Origin of the sequence: Streptomyces sp. KL109B (assembly GCF_030766935.1) — a bacterium.
Classification (GTDB): domain Bacteria; phylum Actinomycetota; class Actinomycetes; order Streptomycetales; family Streptomycetaceae; genus Streptomyces.
Map to the genome: position 1 here is coordinate 242,512 of NZ_JASERL010000007.1, position 17,192 is coordinate 259,703.

The window sequence follows — 17,192 nt, forward strand, 5'->3', positions numbered from 1 at the left end:
CCCGCACCAAAGCGGAGCGTCTACTCCCCGATAAGCGCATCCACGAACGCCTCCGGCTCGAACGGCGCCAGATCATCCGGCCCCTCCCCGAGCCCGACCAACTTCACCGGCACACCCAGTTCCCGCTGCACGGCCACGACGATGCCGCCCTTGGCCGTACCGTCCAGCTTGGTCAGCACGATGCCCGTGATGTCGACGACCTCGGCGAACACACGGGCCTGAACGAGCCCGTTCTGCCCGGTCGTCGCGTCGAGCACAAGCAGCACCTCGTCCAGCGGCGCCTGCTTCTCGACGACCCGCTTGACCTTGCCGAGCTCGTCCATGAGCCCGGTCTTGGTGTGCAGCCGCCCGGCGGTGTCGATGAGGACGACGTCGGCGCCCGCCTCCACACCCTCCTTGACGGAGTCGAACGCGATGGAGGCCGGGTCACCGCCCTCGGGGCCGCGCACGGTGCGCGCGCCGACCCGCTCGCCCCAGGTCTGCAACTGGTCGGCGGCGGCGGCGCGGAAGGTGTCCGCGGCGCCGAGCACGACGTTCTTGCCGTCGGCGACGAGCACGCGGGCGAGCTTGCCGGTGGTGGTGGTCTTGCCGGTGCCGTTGACGCCGACGACCATCACGATGCCGGGAGTCGTGCCCTCGCCGGACAGGGACTCCGTCTTCACGGTGCGGTCGAACTCGGGCACGACGAGCTTGAGCAGCTCCTCGCGGAGCAGGGCGCGCAGCTCGTCCGGCGTGCGCGTGCCGAGCACCTTCACGCGCTCGCGCAGGTTGTCGACCAGCTCCTGGGTGGGCTGCACGCCGACGTCGGCGGTGAGCAGCGTGTCCTCGATCTCCTCCCACGTGTCCTCGTCGAGGTGCTCGCGGGACAGCAGGGTGAGCAGGCCCTTGCCGAGCGCGTTCTGCGAGCGGGACAGGCGGGCGCGCAGCCGCACCAGGCGGCCCGCGGTGGGTTCCGGAACCTCGACCTCGGGGGCGGCGGGCTCCTCGACGGCCTCCGGCTCGGCGGCCTCGGGCTCGGCCTCCGGCTCGGCGGCCGGGAGATCGACCTCCTCGATCGTGCGCCGCGCTTCGTCGCGCGGCGTCTCGGCCTCTTCGCCGACGTGCGGCTCGGTGGGCGGGGCGGCGGTGATGTCGGGCGTCGAGGGCGGGGGCGGGGGCAGCTGCTTCTTCTTGCGGCTGCCGACCACGAGCCCGCCGAGCGCGCCGATCACGACCACGGCGATGACTACAGCAAGGATGACGGTTTCCATAACCCGTCCAGTATCAGTCATGGGGCCCGCCCCGGCCGTGCTCGTACCTTCCTCCAAAGGACAAAGGGCTCTGACGGGTCGGACTCGGACTAAAGTACGATGGCAGTCGCCGCATCAACGCGCGTAGAGTCCAACGCGATCACGGCAACCGCCAGCTGGGCCCTCCTGCGGGCCCGTCACCCCCCACCGGCGCCCGTCGTCCCGCACGACGGAGCCGAGCGAGAGGCACGGAACCCCACCGCATGAGCAAGACCGCCGAAGCCGAAGGCGCGCTGGAGACACGCGGCATCGAGCCCGTCCCGGACGCCGAGCGCACCGCCAAGACCCGCGAGCTCTTCCCCACCTGGGTCGCCGCCAACATCAGCGTGCTGTTGCTCACGATGGGCGCGAGCCTCGTCGTGACGTACAAGCTGAACTTCTGGCAGGCGATCATCGTCGCCATCGCCGCGCCGATCGTGTCGTACGGCCTCGTGGGCCTGATCGGCATCGCGGGCAGGCGCGGTGGCGCACCCGGCATGGCGCTGTCCCGCGCGGTGTTCGGTCAGCGCGGCAATCTGCTGCCCGGTTCGCTGATCTGGATCGCGCGCTGGGGCTGGGAGACGATCAACGCGGTGACCGGCGCGTATGCCGTGCTCACCGTCCTGGACATCCTGTTCGGCATCAAGCAGAACAACTTCCTGGTGATCGTCACCCTGCTGCTGTTCGTGTGCGCCACGTTCGCGATCTCGGGCCTCGGCATCAACGTCGTACAGAAGTGCAACAAGTACGCGACGTACCTCTTCGGAATCTTCTCGGTCCTGGTCCTTGTCTACCTGATCATCAACACCGACTGGTCCGAGGTCTTCGGCCGGCCCGCCGGGCAGACGTCCCTGATGGTCGCGGGCATCGGCATGATCGCCGCGGGTGGCGTCAGCTGGATCCCGTCCTCGCCCGACTTCACGCGCTACCTGCCGCGCACCGCCTCGACGAAGGGCATCATCGGCAACTCGATCGGCGGCGCCGGCATCGTCGTGCTGCCGATGGTCCTGATGGGTGCCGTCATGGCGGTCTCCACCCCTGACCTGGCCTCCGCCCAGGACCCGGTCTCCTTCCTCGGCGAGATCCTGCCGATGTGGATCGCGGTGCCGTACCTGCTGATCGCCCTGGTCGGCATGCTGCTGATCAACGCGATGTCGATGTACTCGGCCGGCTTCACCGCGCAGACCCTCGGCTTCAAGGTGCCGCGGCACTGGGCCGTCTCGATCAACGCGATCATCTCGCTGGTCTTCGGCGCCGTCCTGATGCTGGTCGCGACGAGCTTCATGAGCTCGTTCATCTCCTTCCTCTCGCTGCTCGCCGTGGCCTTCTCCGCCTGGGTCGGTGTCTTCGGGGCGGACATGTTCACGCGCAAGCACTACGACGGCGAGGCCCTGATCGACACCAGCCGCGGCAGCGCCTACTGGTACAAGGCGGGCTTCTCCCCCGCCGCGTGCATCGCCTGGGCGGTCGGCCTGGTCGTCGGCCTGCTGTTCACGTCGTCGACGTGGTTCAGCGGACCGCTCGCCACCAACAACTTCATCGGCGAGTACGGCCTCGGCTGGGTCGTCACGATCGTCGTCTCCGGGCTGCTGTACCTGGCGCTGCCCAAGCCGGCCGACACCACGACGGCCCCCGAGGCCCCGGAAGAGCCCAACACTGCCGAGGCCATGGCCTCCTGACGCTCCGTCAGCTAACGTCCCCCTCCACGAAACCGGCTCCACACCGGCTCCACGCCTCGCGGAGGGGGACTTTTCCATGCCCGTGTCCGTCGTACGGTTCAACCTCGTCGACCCCGCCGGCACACCCGAGACGCTCGCCGCCCGCTATCAGGCGGCCGTCGAGATGGCGCGCTACGCCGACGACCAGGGCATCGACACGGTGCAGACCGAGGAGCACCACGGCGTCGCCAACAACTGGCTGTCCTCGCCGTTCACCTTCGCGGGAGCGGTCCTCGGCGCCACGAAGCGCATCGCGGTCACCGTCTCCGCGATCATCGGCCCGCTGCACGACCCGCTCCGCCTCGCGGAGGACATCGCCGTGCTCGACCTGGTCAGCGGCGGCCGCCTGGTGACGGTCTCCGGGATCGGGTACCGGCCCGAGGAGTACGCGCAGTTCGACGTGGAGTGGAAGCGGCGCGGCAAGCTCCAGGACGAACTCCTTGAGACCCTGCTCAAGGCATGGACCGGCGAGGAGTTCGAGTACCGGGGCCGCCGGGTCCGCGTCACGCCCCGCCCCTTCACCCAGCCCCACCCGCTGCTCCTGGTCGGCGGCTCCTCGCAGGCCGCCGCGCGCCGGGCGGCCCGCCTCGGCCTCCCGTTCTTCCCGAGCGCGCATCTGCCGGAGATCGAGGCGTACTACAAGGAGAAGCTGAAGGAGTACGGCACCGAGGGCTGGACCATGATGCCGGGCAAGGTGACCCCGCTCCTCCACCTGTCCGAGGACCCGGACCGCACCTGGGCCACGTACGGGAAGCACTTCCTGCACGAGGCGCGGACGTACGCGTCCTGGCAGTCGGGAGACATCAAGTCGGCGGTGAAGTCCGGCGCGGGAACGGTCGAGGAGCTGCGCGCGGAGGGCGTCTACCGGGTGCTCACGCCCGACGAGTGCGTGGCGCAGGGGCTCGACAACTACATCCTGCACCCGCTCTCCGGCGGCATGCCCCTGGACGAGGGCCGCCGCAGCCTCCAGCTGTACTGCGAAAACGTACTGCCCCGGCTGAAGGACCAGTCGTAGGTCGATCAGCCGGGGCAGTGACGGCAACGGGGAGATGGCAGCGGGGACTTGATATCCATCTCCCCGGGTCTTGGGGAGGAGGGGAAGGGGCGGTCGTCAGACGACCGTTTCCGCCTCCTCCAGGGTCTTGCCCTTGTACTCCTTCACGAACTTCAGGGTGAAGGGGATGGAGAGCGCCGCGAACACGGTGTAGATGATGTACGTGCCGCCCAGGTTCCAGTCGGACAGGGACGGGAACGTCGCGGTGATCAGGTAGTTCGCCAGCCAGTTGAACATCGAGGCGACGCCGATCGCGGTGGCTCGGATCTTGGGCGGGAACATCTCGCCGACCATGACCCAGAGGATGACGCCCCAGCTCATCGCGAAGAAGAAGACGAACCAGTGGGCGGCGATCAGGGCGACCCAGCCCTGCGTGGTCGGCAGCTGGCCGCCGACCAGGTCGGAGGAGAACGCCCAGGCCTCGCAGGCGAGACCGATGACCATGCCGACGGAGCCGATGAGGGCGAGCGGCCTGCGGCCGACCCGGTCGATCAGGAGCATCGCCACGACGGTACCGACGATGTTGATGATCGACGTCGTGAACGAGTAGAAGAACGAGTCCGTCGGGTCGACGCCGACCGACTGCCACAGCGTCGAGGAGTAGTAGAACGCGACGTTGATGCCGACGAACTGCTGGAAGACCGCGAGGCCGATGCCGACCCAGACGATCGGCTTGAAGATGAAGCTGCCCCTGAGGTCCTTGAACGTCGACAGGCGCTCGTTCTTCATGCCGTGCTCGATCTCGGCGATGCGGACCTCCGCGTCCGCGCCGTCGCCCTCGACCTGCCGGATGACCCTGCGGGCCTCGTCGACCCGGCCCTTGCCGAGCAGGTAGCGCGGCGACTCCGGGATCATGAACGTGAACAGGCCGTAGACCGCGGCCGGGATCACCATGATCCCGAGCATGACCTGCCAGGCCTCCAGGCCGAGCAGCGTGCCGCGCTGGTCACCGCCGGCCGCGTTCAGCAGGCCGTAGTTGACCAGCTGCGAGATCGCGATGCCGAGCACGATGGCGGCCTGCTGGAAGGAGCCGAGCCGGCCGCGGTACGCGGGCGGCGCCACCTCGGCGATGTACGTCGGGCCGAGGACCGAGGCCATGCCGATGGCGAAGCCACCGATGATGCGCCACAGCATCAGGTCCCAGAGCGCGAACGGGAGGGCCGAGCCGATGGAGCTGATGATGAAGAGCACGGACGCGATCTGCATGCACCGCACACGGCCGATCCGGTCGGCGATGCGCCCGGCGGTCGCGGCGCCGATCGCGGAGCCCAGCAGCGCGATGGCGATGACCTGGGCGAGCGTTCCGGAGCCGATGTCGTACCGGTCCCGGATCGCCTCGACGGCTCCGTTGATCACTGAGCTGTCGTAGCCGAAAAGGAAGCCACCCATGGCGGCACCCGCCGCGATGAAGGTGACACGTCGGAGATTGCCCGGCTCTTCCTGCCGGGCTCCCGCTACTGGTGCCGCACTGGTCACATGTACTCCTCGGGCCACCGGCTTCGCTGCCGGGGGTGGGGGCGAGCCCTTCAGATGTGATTCCAGTGGCGCACAACTTCACGCCACCCACCACCTGAAGGTAAAAGCAACGTTGCAGAGACTATGCCTTCATGTTTTGAAGTCAATACTTCGGGTGGTGTGAATTTGAGGCATGGGTGTGTCGCGATGCGTTCAAGACTTGAACGCTGATAGAGGGGGCGGGCCCGGAGCCTGGGCCTAGGCCTAGCTCAGCCGCTGGCTGATGACCTTCGACACCCCGTCGCCCTGCATCGAGACGCCGTACAGCGCGTCGGCGACCTCCATCGTGCGCTTCTGGTGCGTGATCACGATGAGCTGCGAGGCCTCCTGCAGCTCCTGCATGATGCGGATGAGCCGCTGCAGGTTGGTGTCGTCGAGGGCCGCCTCGACCTCGTCCATCACATAGAACGGGCTGGGCCGCGCCTTGAAGATGGAGACCAGGAGCGCCACCGCGGTCAGCGAGCGCTCGCCACCGGAGAGCAGGCTCAGCCGCTTGACCTTCTTGCCCGGCGGGCGGGCCTCGACGTCGACACCCGTCGTGAGCATGTTCTCGGGGTCGGTCAGGACGAGCCGTCCCTCGCCGCCCGGGAACAGCCGGCTGAAGACGCCCTCGAACTCGCGGGCCGTGTCCCGGTACGCCTCGGTGAAGACCTGCTCGACGCGCTCGTCGACCTCCTTCACCACTTGAAGCAGGTCCGCGCGGGTCTTCCGCAGGTCCTCCAGCTGCTCGCTGAGGAAGTTGTGCCGCTCCTCGAGGGCGGCGAACTCCTCCAGGGCGAGCGGATTGACCTTGCCGAGCTGCTGGTACGCGCGCTCCGCCGACTTCAGCCGCTTCTCCTGCTCCGAACGGACGAACGGGCGCGGCTTGTTCCGCGGGTGCTCGGGGTCCTCCGGCAGCTCCTCGCCCTCCGCGGGGAGCGAGGGCGGCACGAGCTGATCGGGACCGTAGTCCGCGACGAGCCCCGCCGGTTCCACACCGAGCTCCTCCAGCGCCTTGGTCTCCAGCTGCTCGATCCGCAGCCGCTTCTCGGCGCCGAGCACCTCGCCCTTGTGGACCGAGTCCGTCAGCTTGTCGAGCTCTTCCTTCAGCTCGCGGCCCCGGGCCCGCTCGGTGGCAAGGTCCTGCTCGCGCGCCGCCTTGGCCCGCTCGGCGAGGGTGCGCTCCTCGTCGGCGCGGGTGATGGACACCTCTACGTGCGCGAGCAACTGCCGGGCACCGGAGGCGACGGCCTCGGCGACGGCGGCCTCGTACTTGCGGCGGGCGCGCTGCCGCTCGGCACGCGCGCGTGCGTCGCGCTCGGCGCGGGCGGCGCGGTCGAGCGAGTCGGCGCGGCCCGCGAGTCCCTTGACCCGCTCCTCGTGCGTACGTACCTGGAGACGCGCCTCCATCTCCGTCTGCCGCGCGTTGGCGCCGTCGGCGGAGAGGCGGTCGCGTACGGAGGTGTCGGGTTCCTCGTCGGCGGGCTGTTCCTCGGCCACGGCGAGCCGCTCGGCGAGTTCTTCGGCGTCCTGTACGGCCTTCTCCAGGGCGTCCTGCGCCTTGGCCGCGGCGGCGGCGCTGCGCTCGGCCTCACCGGCGGCGCCGCGGGCCTGACCTGCGAGTCGGCCGAGCTGCTGGGCGCGGCCGGAGCGCTCCCGCTCTATGGCCCGCTGTTGCTGGCCCAACTCCTCGACGAGGGCGGCGCATTCGGTGCGGCGGTCGGCGGCGGTGTGCTGGGTCTCGGCCCACTCCTCGCACTGTGCGGCCAGCTCCTCCAGCTCGGCGGCGGCCTCGTCCACAGATGCCTGCACCTCGAGGAGGCTGGGGGCGCCGGCCGAGCCGCCGTGCGCGAAGTGCGCGCCGAGCAGGTCGCCTTCGGCGGTGACCGCGGTCAGCTCGGGGTGTGCGTATACGAGGTCCTCGGCGTCCTCGAGTGTTCCTACGACAACGATGCCGTGCAGCATCCGCTGGACGGCGGGGAGGAGTTCGGCGGGGCCGTGGATCAGGTCGGCGGCGGGGGGTGGGCCTTGAGGTTCAGGGTGCGCGGAGCCGCTGGGGCGCTGCCCCAGACCCCGCGCCTCAATCGCCGGCGAGGCTTGATTGGCCGGAGCCGCTTGATGGGCCGGCGAGGCTTGATTGGCCGGAGCCGCTTGATGGGCCGGAGCCGCTTGATGGGCCGGAGCCGCTTGATGGGCGGGGGCGTCCGTTGGCAGGCGGGTGTCGGTGTCGCCCGTGAGCAGCAGCGCCGCGCGGCCCGCGTCCTGTTTGCGCAGCAGGCGGATGGCGTCGGCCGCCGCCGTGGGGGTGGTCACGGCGATCGCGTCGGCCGCCGCGCCGAAGGCCGCCGCGACCGGGACCTCGAAGCCCGGCGCCACGGACAGCAACTCCGCCGCCGGGCCGAGCAGCCCGGTCAGCCGGTCCTTCGCGGCGAGCAGCGCGCCCGTGCCGTCCTTGCGCCGCAGTCCGAGCGCGAGCGCGTCGTGGCGGGCCGCGAGCGCCGCGCGCTTGCGTTCCCCTGACGTGGCGGCCTCCCGCGCGGCGGTGAGCGCGGCCTCCGCCTCGGCGAGCGCGGACTTGGCCTGCTCGTGCCGCGCGGACAGCTCCTCGTCACCGGCGTCGAGCCCGTCGACCTCGGCCTTGAGCTGCTCGTACTCCTCCCGCGCGGCGACGGCCCGCTGCTGCGCCTCGTCGCGGGAGGCGGCGAGGCGGTCGATCTCGGACTGCGCGGAAGCGGCCCGCGAACGGGCGGCGTTGACCTGGCCCTGGAGGCGGGCGAGGCCCTCGCGCCGGTCGGCGATGGCCCGCGCGACGTCCTTGAGCCGGCGCTCCTCGACGGCCAACTCCCGCTCAAGATCTGCCCGGTGGGAGACCGTCTCGTCCAGAGCCACCTGCGCCGCTTCGAGCGCGGCCTCCAACTCGGCCTCCTGCTCCCGCACCCGCGCCGCCTCGCGCTCCAGGTCCTCGGGGTCACGGCCGCGCCGCTCCTCTGCGGGCGCCGACGTGGCGCTCTTGACCCGCGCGTCGGCCAGCGAGACCGTGCCACGCACCCGCTCGGCCAGCTGCGACAGCTCGTACCAGGTCGTCTGCGCCCGCTGCAGCCGGGGCGTCAACTGCCGGACCGCGTCCTCCAGATGCCCCTCGCGCAACTGCGCCTTCTTCAGCTCCTCCTCGGCCGCGCCCTTGCGCCGCTTCAGCTCCGCCTCGTCGGCGACCTCGGCGCTGAGCGCCGCACGGTGCCGTACGAGATCGTCGGCGAGCAGCCGGAGGCGCGCGTCGCGCAGGTCGGCCTGGATGACGGCGGCCCGCCGCGCGACGGCGGCCTGCCTGCCGAGCGGCTTCAACTGCCGCCGCAGCTCTTCGGTGAGGTCCTGTACGCGGGAGAGGTTGGCCTGCATCGCGTCCAGCTTCCGCAGCGCCTTCTCCTTGCGCTTGCGGTGCTTGAGGACGCCCGCGGCCTCCTCGATGAAGGCGCGTCGCCCCATGGGATCGGCGTGCAGCACGCCGTCGAGCTGGCCCTGTCCGACGATGACGTGCATCTCGCGGCCGATGCCGGAGTCCGACAACAGCTCCTGGATGTCGAGGAGTCGACATGTGTCGCCGTTGATCTGGTACTCGCTGCCACCGTTGCGGAACATGATCCGCGTGATGGTGACCTCGGCGTACTCGATGGGCAGCGCGCCGTCGGAGTTGTCGATGGTGAGCGAGACCTCGGCGCGGCCCAGGGGCGGACGGCCCGTGGTGCCGGCGAAGATGACGTCCTCCATCTTGCCGCCGCGCAGCGATTTGGCACCCTGCTCGCCCATGACCCAGCTCAGCGCGTCCACGACATTGGACTTGCCGGAGCCGTTGGGACCCACGACACAGGTGATGCCCGGCTCGAACCGCAACGTGGTGGCCGAGGCGAACGATTTGAACCCGCGCAGGGTCATGGCCTTGAGGTGCACGCCGTCGGACTCTACCCGGCACCCATGTCTCACTCCATGAACCCACGGTTTCGCCCATGAACATGCAGGGCACATCAGACGTATAGAACGTCACGGATGTGGGTGCGCGGGGGCACCGGAGTAACGCGAAGCGAGAAGTAATAAGACGCGAAGTAAGAAGGGACGCCGAAGCGTCCCTTGCGTAACTCGGTCTAGCGGCTGGTTACGGGGGCGGCCCGACCACCTGCGTCGCTGGGGGTGGTCAGGTGAGCGCAGGCTCCGCCTGGGGTACGTCGATACCCTCGATGAGGGAGTCGTGAGAAGCGGCAGCCGCGAGCGCGTCGTTCTCGGCCTGAATGCGGCCGAGCTCGGATTCGAGATCCTGAACGCGCTGCTGGAGCCGTCGCATCTCGGCGAGAAGTCGCGGGTCGCTGCCGCCGACGTAACCGAGAAGCGCCTTTGCCATGATGGATGGTCCTCCACACTGAGTGACCGACCGAAGCGGTGTGGGTCGTGAGGGAATCGCACCCGCGGTGCTTGGCACTTCTTGTTTTGCTGCCGTTCTTACATGCCAAACAGCTAAGGTGCGCGGGGACTTCCAGAGTCTCACCAAAAAGTTTGACGGTCAACACGATCACGCCCCGTATTGGCGGGCAAACCGGGGGCCTCGCGCCGCAGAAACTGCGGGACGGGCTCGCCTTCGGCGCCCGGGGGCGTGGAGATCATCCGTTGCTCGGGAGCCTGCCACGACTCCCCGTTCTTGGCAACCACCAGGGCATTTCTGCCATCCGCAGTTGCCCGCGACACCTGCGTCACCCCTCACCACGCGCCCGCCTGCGGTGACGGCTCAGCGAATGGCAAACCCGTCGTAGCCGCCGCGGGGCGTGTCCCAGATCTCAGTCACACCGTCGACCCGGCCGGGTGTGTCGTCGCCGTGCAACCAGTCGAGCAATTCCTGGCATCCGCCGCGCGGTCCTTCGGCGACCACTTGGACACGCCCGTCGTCGAGATTGAGAGCAAAGCCACTCAGGCCGCCGATCTCCAGGGCACGTGCACGGGTGAACCACCGGAAACCCACACGTTGGACCCGCCCGCGCACCCAGGCGGTGAGCCGTACTTCTTCGTTCATGGGTGCACGCTAACCGGCCAAAACCACTCGGAGCACTTCGCCCCCTTGGGAGTTGGGGTACCGTCGCCGACCACAAAGTCTCACTCGTACGGGTGAGAAACATGCACAACTGTGACGACCACGTGAACCCGAGGACCCCAGGACCTGAGGACCCCAGGACCCGAGGACCAGGAAGGCCAGGACATGGGACGCCACCGCCGCTCCGCCGCCGGCCGCCCGCACGCGAGCGACTTCGCGCAGGGCTACGCGGAGTACCCGCCGCCCCCTTCGTCGCCGCCGCGCCCCGGCGCCTCCCACCACCGCAAGAAGCGCGACGGCGTCCCCCTGCGCACCGGTCTGCTCGGTGCCTCGGCGGCGGTCGCGATGGGCGCGGTCGCGGTGACCTCGGGCCTGATCCCGGGTGGCGGCGGCTTCAAGCTCGGCGGCGGTGGGGGCGGCGACAAGGTGCAGGCCGCCGACTCCCCCGACGTCACCGCGCAGGGCAGCACGGAGGGTTCGGTGAACGACCGGGCGCCGTCCTCGGCGAGCCGCGACAAGGACCGGTCCACGCCGTCCGCCTCCCCTTCGCGGTCGGCGTCGAGCGCCGCGCCCTCCGCCGAGCCGTCGAAGCCGCCGCGTACGTCCCGGTCCGCCGCCGGCTCCGGCGACGGCGCGGGCGACAGCGGTACGCGGACGAGGAGCGCGAGCCCGTCGACCTCCGCCCCGTCCTCGCCGACGAAGACGCGGGCGCCCGCCGGGAGTGGCGGCGGCTCCTCGACGGCGTCGGAGAAGGCGGCCCAGGCCCAGGTCCTCTCCCTCGTCAACCAGGAGCGCTCCAAGGCGGGTTGCTCGCCCGTGACGTCGGACAGCGGGCTCACCTCGCTCGCCACGGCGTTCAGCGACGACATGGCCGCGCGGGACTTCTTCGACCACACGGACCCGGACGGCGCGTCGCCCTGGGACCGCGCCAAGGAAGCGGGCATATCCGATCTCGGCGGTGAGAACATCGCCCGCGGCCAGGCCAACGCCCAGTCGGTCATGGACTCCTGGATGAACAGCCCCGGCCACAAGGCGAACATCCTGAACTGCGACTTCAAGACCTTGGGCGTCGGCGTGCACTTCGGCTCGGGCGGCCCGTGGTGGACGCAGGACTTCGGCTACTGAGCCCCTAGGTGTGCTGTTCCGACACGTTGGTGACGCGGCTGGCGGGTGTATGCAGCTGCAAGGCGGAGGAGGGCGTCAACGCGAGGGGGGCACCTCCCACCCGAGCCGTCGCGAAGCGCGGTTCGAGGGTGGGGGAGTTGGCAACCGACGACAACGCCGAGGGGGGTACCCCCTGCTCCTTAAGAGCTTGGGGGAGCGCGCACCAGGGCCCGCGACTCCGGCAAGATCCGTCAGAAGGCCCTAGGCCGGCACTGCGCGCGGCGGGCGCTGGCAGCGCGGGCAGTAGTAGCTGGACCGATTCATCCACGGGCGCCGCCGCATGGGCGTCCCGCATCGCCGGCACGGCAGCCCCTCACGCCCGTACGCGTCGAGCGACCGCTCGAAGTACCCAGACTCCCCGTTCACATTCACGTACAGGGAATCGAAGCTCGTCCCGCCGACACTCAGCGCCGCGTTCATCACATCCCGTACGTGGCCCAGGAGTTCGGCCGTACGGGGGCGGGTGAAGGTGCCCGTGGGGCGCTCGTAGTGCAGCTTCGCGCGCCACAGCGCCTCGTCCGCGTAGATGTTGCCCACGCCGCTGATGAGCGACTGGTCGAGCAGTGCCCGCTTGATCGTGGAGCGCTTGGCGCGCAGCGCGGTGTGGAACGCGGCGTCGTCGAAGAGCGGGTCGAGGGGGTCGCGGGCGATGTGCGCGATGACGTCGGGCAGGCCGTTGTCGTCCGTGTCGTGCAGCGAGAGCCCGCCGAAGGTGCGCTGGTCGACGAAGCGCAGCTCCGTCGCCAGGTCGTCGGCGAAGCGCACGCGGATGCGCAGGTGCTTCTCGTCGGGGGCGTCGTGCGGCTGCACGAGGAGCTGTCCGCTCATGCCGAGATGGGCGAGCACGGAGGCGTGTGCCCCCTCCAACGGCAGCCACAGATACTTCCCGCGCCGACTCGGCTCGCCGATGATCTGCCCCTTGAGCCGGGACGCGAAGTCCGCTCCGCCCGCCAGGTGCCGCCGCACGGCGCGCGGATGCAACACCTCGGCCTCGGCGACGGTCCGCCTCGCCACCCACCGGGCCAACCCCCGCCGCACAACCTCGACTTCGGGCAACTCTGGCACGGGTGACCTCCGGTCGTGTCAGTTCGATCCCCTGCGGCACTTGAGCAGCGGGGCCCGGGGCAGAACCCCAATCCTTCCAGCCCCACCGGCGCTTGAGGCACGGGGTCCGGGGCAGAGCCCCAATCCTTCCAGCCCCGCCGGCGTTTGAGGCGCGGGGTCCGGGGCGGAGCCCCGTGGCGTGGGGAAATGCGAAGCCCGCCCCCGCCGGGTGGACCGGCAAGGACGGGCTCAGGAAGCGGAGCGGTTACGCCGGGTCGGCGGCCTGCGCCGCCTCGGCCCGCTCGTCCGCGGCAGCGCGAATCGCACGCCACGCGGACTCAGCGGCCTGCTGCTCCGCTTCCTTCTTGCTGCGGCCGGTGCCGGTGCCGTACGAGACGCCTCCGACGCGGGCGGCAGCAGTGAAGGTCTTCTCGTGGTCGGGGCCGGTTTCGGTGACCAGGTACTCGGGCACGCCGAGTCCCTCCGTCGCCGTCAGCTCCTGGAGACTGGTCTTCCAGTCCAGGCCGGCACCCAGATTCGAGGACTTCTCGATCAACGGGTCGAACAGACGGTGGACGAGTTCGCCCGCCGCGTCCAGACCCTGGTCCAGGTACACCGCACCGATCACCGCTTCAAGGGTGTCGGCGAGGATCGACGCCTTGTCCCGGCCGCCCGTGCCCTCTTCACCCCGGCCGAGCCGGATGAAGGAGCCCAGGTCGAGCCCGCGGCTGACCTCCGCAAGCGCACGCGAATTGACCACCGCGGCCCGCAGCTTGGCCAGTTGGCCTTCCGGCAGGTCCGGGTGGGTGCGGTAGAGCGTGTCGGTGACCACCAGACCGAGCACCGAGTCCCCGAGGAACTCGAGCCGCTCATTGGTCGGCAGGCCGCCGTTCTCATACGCGTACGAACGGTGCGTCAGCGCGCGCACCAGAAGGGCGGACTCGAGCTTGTACCCGAGCCGCCCTTCCAGAAGCGTGTGGGACGAGGCTGTGGTGTCCACCTTTTTCTTGGCGTCGTCCGACGCCTTCTTGGGGCTCGACACTGTGCCTCTCACCAGCCGCTCAGACCTCGAGGACCTGGCGCTTGTTGTAGGTGCCGCAAGACGGGCACGCGATGTGCTGCTGCTTGGGCTCCTGGCACCGCTCACACGAAACCAGGGGGGTGACCGCAGCCTTCCACTGCGACCGGCGGTGGCGCGTGTTGCTGCGCGACATCTTCCGCTTCGGAACAGCCACGGCTACTTCTCCTGCTTCTCGTCGACGCCCGCTTCCGCTTCGGCGCCGCTCATCTCGTCCTTCTCGCCGTCCTGGATGGATTCAGCGAGTCCCTGCAAAGCCGCCCAACGGATGTCGACGGCGTCGTGGTGGTGGCCCGGTTCGTCCGCGAGGCGCACTCCGCACTGGGAGCACAGACCTTCGCAGTCTTCCTGGCACACCGGCTGCATCGGCAGTGCGAGCACCACCGCATCACGCAGCACCGGCTCGAGGTCGAAAAGACCGTCCTCGAGAAAGAGCCTGTCCTCGTCGTCCTCGGCGTCGTCGCCGGCGTCGTCCTTGGGACGGCCCCGGTCGTCGGCGTCAGGGTACGAGAACATCTCCTGGAAGTCCGCGTCGACCTCATGGTCGACCGGCTCCAGACACCTTACGCACTCCCCCTTCGCCGATGCACGGGCGGTGCCTGTGACAAGCACCCCTTCCATGACCGACTCCAGACGGAGCTCGAGCTCCACCGGGGCGCCTTCCGGCACCTCGATGACCCCCAGGAGACCGAACTCCTTGGGGGCGTCGATCGTGCGGGACAGCCGCTGCATGGCACCAGGACGCCGACCCAGCTCGTGCGTATCGAACACGAACGGGTTGCGGTGGTCGAGATGCGTGCTCAGGGCTGGTCCTGCTTTCGTTCTTCGAAGCTCATGGGGGGTTGCCGCCCCGATTTTCCGGGCAGCTCGGAACGCACGTGTACGCGCGACCGAAGAACCAGGGTACTGGACCTTTCGCTCACGGCCCAATCTGCCCCCTGGGCCTGCTCAGCGGCCCGCTCAGCGCCCCTGTTCGTACTGCCGCATCTGCTCCAGGCTGATCATGCTCGTGTCGAAGAGACTCGTCTCGTCGAGCGCGCTGTCCTGGGCCTGCTGTTGCTGCGGATCCTGCTGAGGCTGCTGGTACGCCGCGTACGGGTCCGGCTGCTGCTGGAGCTGCTGCTGATACGCGTACGGGTCCTGCTGGTACGCCGCCGCGTACGGGTCCTGCTGCTGGTAGGCGGCGTAGGGGTCCTGCTGGCCGTAGGGCTGCTGTTGGTAGGCGCCGTACGGGTCCTGGTCCTGCTGCGCGTATACGGGCTCGGGGGCCTGGGACGGGATCTGCGGGATCTGCGGGACCTGTGAGATCTGTTGGGCGGGCTGCGGCTGCTGGCCCTGGGCGCCGATCTCGGCGAGGCCCGCGAGGTAGTCGGCGTCGCTGGTGTGCGGCTGGCCCTCGTCGTCCATGGTCAGCGTGCCGAGGTCGTCGCTCGCGATGCGGCCGTGCAGCTTCTGGCGGCCCTTGCCGACGGCCTCCAGGGTCTTGGCGAGCACCGCCTCGAAGGCGCCGAGCTTGGTGTCCACATAGCTGTCGGCGTCGCGCCGCAGCGTCTCCGGGTCGTGGCTGCGCTCCGGGGCGTCCTCGTCCTCGTAGCCCTCCGCGTCGACGCCGGGCCCGGTGCCGAGGAGCTTTTCGCGGCCGCGGCCGACCGAGCCGAGCGTCTTGTTGAGGACGACCTCGAAGTTGGCCAGCTTGGAGTCGACGTAGTCGTCGGCCTCCGCGCGGACCTCCTCGGCCTCCTGGCGGGCCTCGGTGAGGATCCGGTCGGCCTCGGACTGGGCGCGGCGGGCGATCTCCGTGTCGGCGATCAGGGTGCCGCGCTCGGCCCGCGCGCTCTCGATGATGCGCTCGGCCTCGGCGTGGGCCTGCTCGACCATCTGCTCGCGGCCACCGAGCAGCTCCTGGGCCTGCGCGAGGGAGCCGGGCAGCGCCTGGCGCACCTCTTCGAGCATCGCGAGCAGGTCGGCGCGGTTGACCACGCACGAGGCCGACATGGGCATCGAGCGCGCGCCACCGACCGTGGCGACGATCTCGTCGAGCTTCTTCTGCACGTCCACCGTGTGCTCGCCACTCTCTCGTCTAGACGCCGGTTCGACCGGGTGTTGGTGCCGGACAAGGCGACTGTAAGCCCAACGAGCGCGTGCGTGTCACTTCTTGGGAAGGCGCTCCGTCAGTGCCTCGTGCACCCGCGGCGGAACCAGGTGCGAGACGTCGCCGCCCCAGGCCGCGACCTCCTTGACCAGGGAGGACGACAGGAAGCTGTACGTCGGGTTGGTCGGCACGAAGAGGGTTTCCACGCCGGACAGGCCGTTGTTCATCTGGGCCATCTGCAGCTCGTAGTCGAAGTCGCTGACGGCGCGCAGGCCCTTCACGATGGCCGGGATGTCGCGCTGCTTGCAGAAGTCGACGAGGAGTCCGTGGAAGGCCTCCACCTCTACGTTGCCGAACTCGGCCGTGACCTCGCGGATCAGCTCGATCCGCTCGTCGACCGCGAACAGGCCCTGCTTCGACTGGTTGATCATCACCGCGACGTGCACGACGTCGTAGAGCTTGGAGGCTCGGGCGATGATGTCGAGGTGGCCGTTGGTGATGGGGTCGAACGACCCCGGACAGACTGCGCGGCGCACGGGAAGTCCCTCGCTCTCCGGTCCGGTCATCGTGCGTCGTCGCACGTGAGGGTGGTGTTCAAGGCGGCGCGACCGTACCAAAACGTGCCTTCGCCGTAGCGACGGGACCTCAGGCCCTCGAAGCCGTCCGGCCACCGGAATTCGCCGCCTCTGGTGCTGCGTTCAACGGTGACGAGCGCTTCGTCCGCGAGCCAGCCCTCCGTACGGAGTGTGAGCAGTATCTCCCGAAGATCGTCGTCGGAGACGGCGTACGGGGGGTCCAGAAACACCAGGTCGTAGGGGGCAGTTGGGGCCGGGCCCGCGACGATTTGCTCCGCTTTTCCGGTACGTGCCTCGGCTCCGGGGAGGCCGAGGGTGCGGATGTTGTCGCGGATGGTGCGGGCGGCGCGGGCGTCGGCCTCGACGAGGAGGGCGTGGGCGGCGCCGCGGGAGAGGGCCTCCAGGGCGACGGCGCCGGAGCCGGCGTACAGGTCGGCGACGCGGGTGCCGGTGAGGCTGCCGCCGAGGAGCGCCTGCCAGGTGGAGAAGAGGCCTTCGCGTGCGCGGTCGGAGGTGGGTCGTGTGCCGTTGCCCGGGGGCACGGCCAGTCGTCTGCCTCCGGCGGTTCCGGCGATCACGCGGGTCATCGCGTTCCTACGTCCTTGTCTTCCGTACGTGCTGCGTTGTTGCGGGT

General features: G+C 69.7%; 15 protein-coding genes. 3 read left to right on the plus strand and 12 right to left on the minus strand.

Annotation, left to right across the window (positions count from 1 at the left end; genetic code table 11):
- Positions 1-20 precede the first annotated feature (20 nt).
- Positions 21-1,250 carry a signal recognition particle-docking protein FtsY gene (gene ftsY / locus RBJ65_RS24750; RefSeq protein WP_306318746.1) on the minus strand — a complete coding sequence of 410 codons (1,230 nt, stop codon included), beginning with the start codon at positions 1,248-1,250 and terminating at the stop codon, positions 21-23.
- 242 nt (positions 1,251-1,492) lie between these two features.
- Between ftsY and RBJ65_RS24755 the strand changes: the two genes are divergently transcribed.
- Entirely contained in the window at positions 1,493-2,947 is a 1,455-nt protein-coding gene (locus RBJ65_RS24755; protein WP_306318747.1) for a cytosine permease, read from the plus strand.
- A gap of 76 nt (positions 2,948-3,023) precedes the next feature.
- A complete protein-coding gene (locus tag RBJ65_RS24760) occupies positions 3,024-4,001 on the plus strand; it encodes an LLM class flavin-dependent oxidoreductase (protein ID WP_306318748.1) in 978 nt (325 codons plus the stop codon).
- A 96-nt stretch (positions 4,002-4,097) separates the two neighbouring features.
- On the opposite strand, the gene RBJ65_RS24765 is transcribed toward RBJ65_RS24760, so the two are convergent.
- The 4 genes from RBJ65_RS24765 to RBJ65_RS24780 all read right to left on the minus strand — a co-directional run bounded on the left by RBJ65_RS24765 (position 4,098) and on the right by RBJ65_RS24780 (position 10,587).
- Positions 4,098-5,516, minus strand: coding sequence for a sugar porter family MFS transporter (locus tag RBJ65_RS24765; RefSeq protein WP_306318749.1), 1,419 nt, complete (start codon positions 5,514-5,516; stop codon positions 4,098-4,100).
- A 243-nt stretch (positions 5,517-5,759) separates the two neighbouring features.
- Entirely contained in the window at positions 5,760-9,479 is a 3,720-nt protein-coding gene (locus RBJ65_RS24770; RefSeq protein WP_306318750.1) for an AAA family ATPase, read from the minus strand.
- A gap of 241 nt (positions 9,480-9,720) precedes the next feature.
- Positions 9,721-9,924: a hypothetical protein gene (locus tag RBJ65_RS24775; RefSeq protein WP_306318751.1), complete on the minus strand. Its 204-nt coding sequence runs from the start codon at positions 9,922-9,924 to the stop codon at positions 9,721-9,723.
- A gap of 381 nt (positions 9,925-10,305) precedes the next feature.
- Complete coding sequence (locus RBJ65_RS24780) at positions 10,306-10,587, minus strand: acylphosphatase (RefSeq protein WP_306318752.1); 282 nt, start codon at positions 10,585-10,587, stop codon at positions 10,306-10,308.
- A gap of 183 nt (positions 10,588-10,770) precedes the next feature.
- Here RBJ65_RS24780 and RBJ65_RS24785 point away from each other — a divergent pair, with 183 nt between their 5' ends.
- The gene (locus RBJ65_RS24785; RefSeq protein WP_306318753.1) at positions 10,771-11,730 is read left to right on the plus strand and encodes a CAP domain-containing protein; all 960 of its coding nucleotides are present in this window, start codon (positions 10,771-10,773) and stop codon (positions 11,728-11,730) included.
- 240 nt (positions 11,731-11,970) lie between these two features.
- Here RBJ65_RS24785 and mutM read toward each other — a convergent pair whose 3' ends face one another.
- The 7 genes from mutM to rsmD form a co-directional block, all read right to left on the minus strand.
- Entirely contained in the window at positions 11,971-12,834 is an 864-nt protein-coding gene (mutM, locus tag RBJ65_RS24790) for a bifunctional DNA-formamidopyrimidine glycosylase/DNA-(apurinic or apyrimidinic site) lyase (protein ID WP_306318754.1), read from the minus strand.
- Between the two features lie 244 nt (positions 12,835-13,078).
- A complete protein-coding gene (gene rnc / locus RBJ65_RS24795) occupies positions 13,079-13,867 on the minus strand; it encodes a ribonuclease III (RefSeq protein WP_306318755.1) in 789 nt (262 codons plus the stop codon).
- Positions 13,868-13,874: 7 nt separating this feature from the next.
- Entirely contained in the window at positions 13,875-14,048 is a 174-nt protein-coding gene (rpmF, locus tag RBJ65_RS24800) for a 50S ribosomal protein L32 (RefSeq protein WP_030676011.1), read from the minus strand.
- 2 nt (positions 14,049-14,050) lie between these two features.
- Positions 14,051-14,695, minus strand: a complete 645-nt coding sequence (locus RBJ65_RS24805) for a DUF177 domain-containing protein (RefSeq protein ID WP_306318912.1) — start codon at positions 14,693-14,695, stop codon at positions 14,051-14,053.
- A gap of 156 nt (positions 14,696-14,851) precedes the next feature.
- Positions 14,852-15,949: an ATP synthase F0 subunit B gene (locus tag RBJ65_RS24810; protein ID WP_306318756.1), complete on the minus strand. Its 1,098-nt coding sequence runs from the start codon at positions 15,947-15,949 to the stop codon at positions 14,852-14,854.
- Positions 15,950-16,039: 90 nt separating this feature from the next.
- The gene (gene coaD, locus RBJ65_RS24815; protein ID WP_306318757.1) at positions 16,040-16,519 is read right to left on the minus strand and encodes a pantetheine-phosphate adenylyltransferase; all 480 of its coding nucleotides are present in this window, start codon (positions 16,517-16,519) and stop codon (positions 16,040-16,042) included.
- A 26-nt stretch (positions 16,520-16,545) separates the two neighbouring features.
- Positions 16,546-17,145, minus strand: a complete 600-nt coding sequence (rsmD, locus tag RBJ65_RS24820) for a 16S rRNA (guanine(966)-N(2))-methyltransferase RsmD (protein WP_306318758.1) — start codon at positions 17,143-17,145, stop codon at positions 16,546-16,548.
- Between the last annotated feature and the right edge of the window lie 47 nt (positions 17,146-17,192).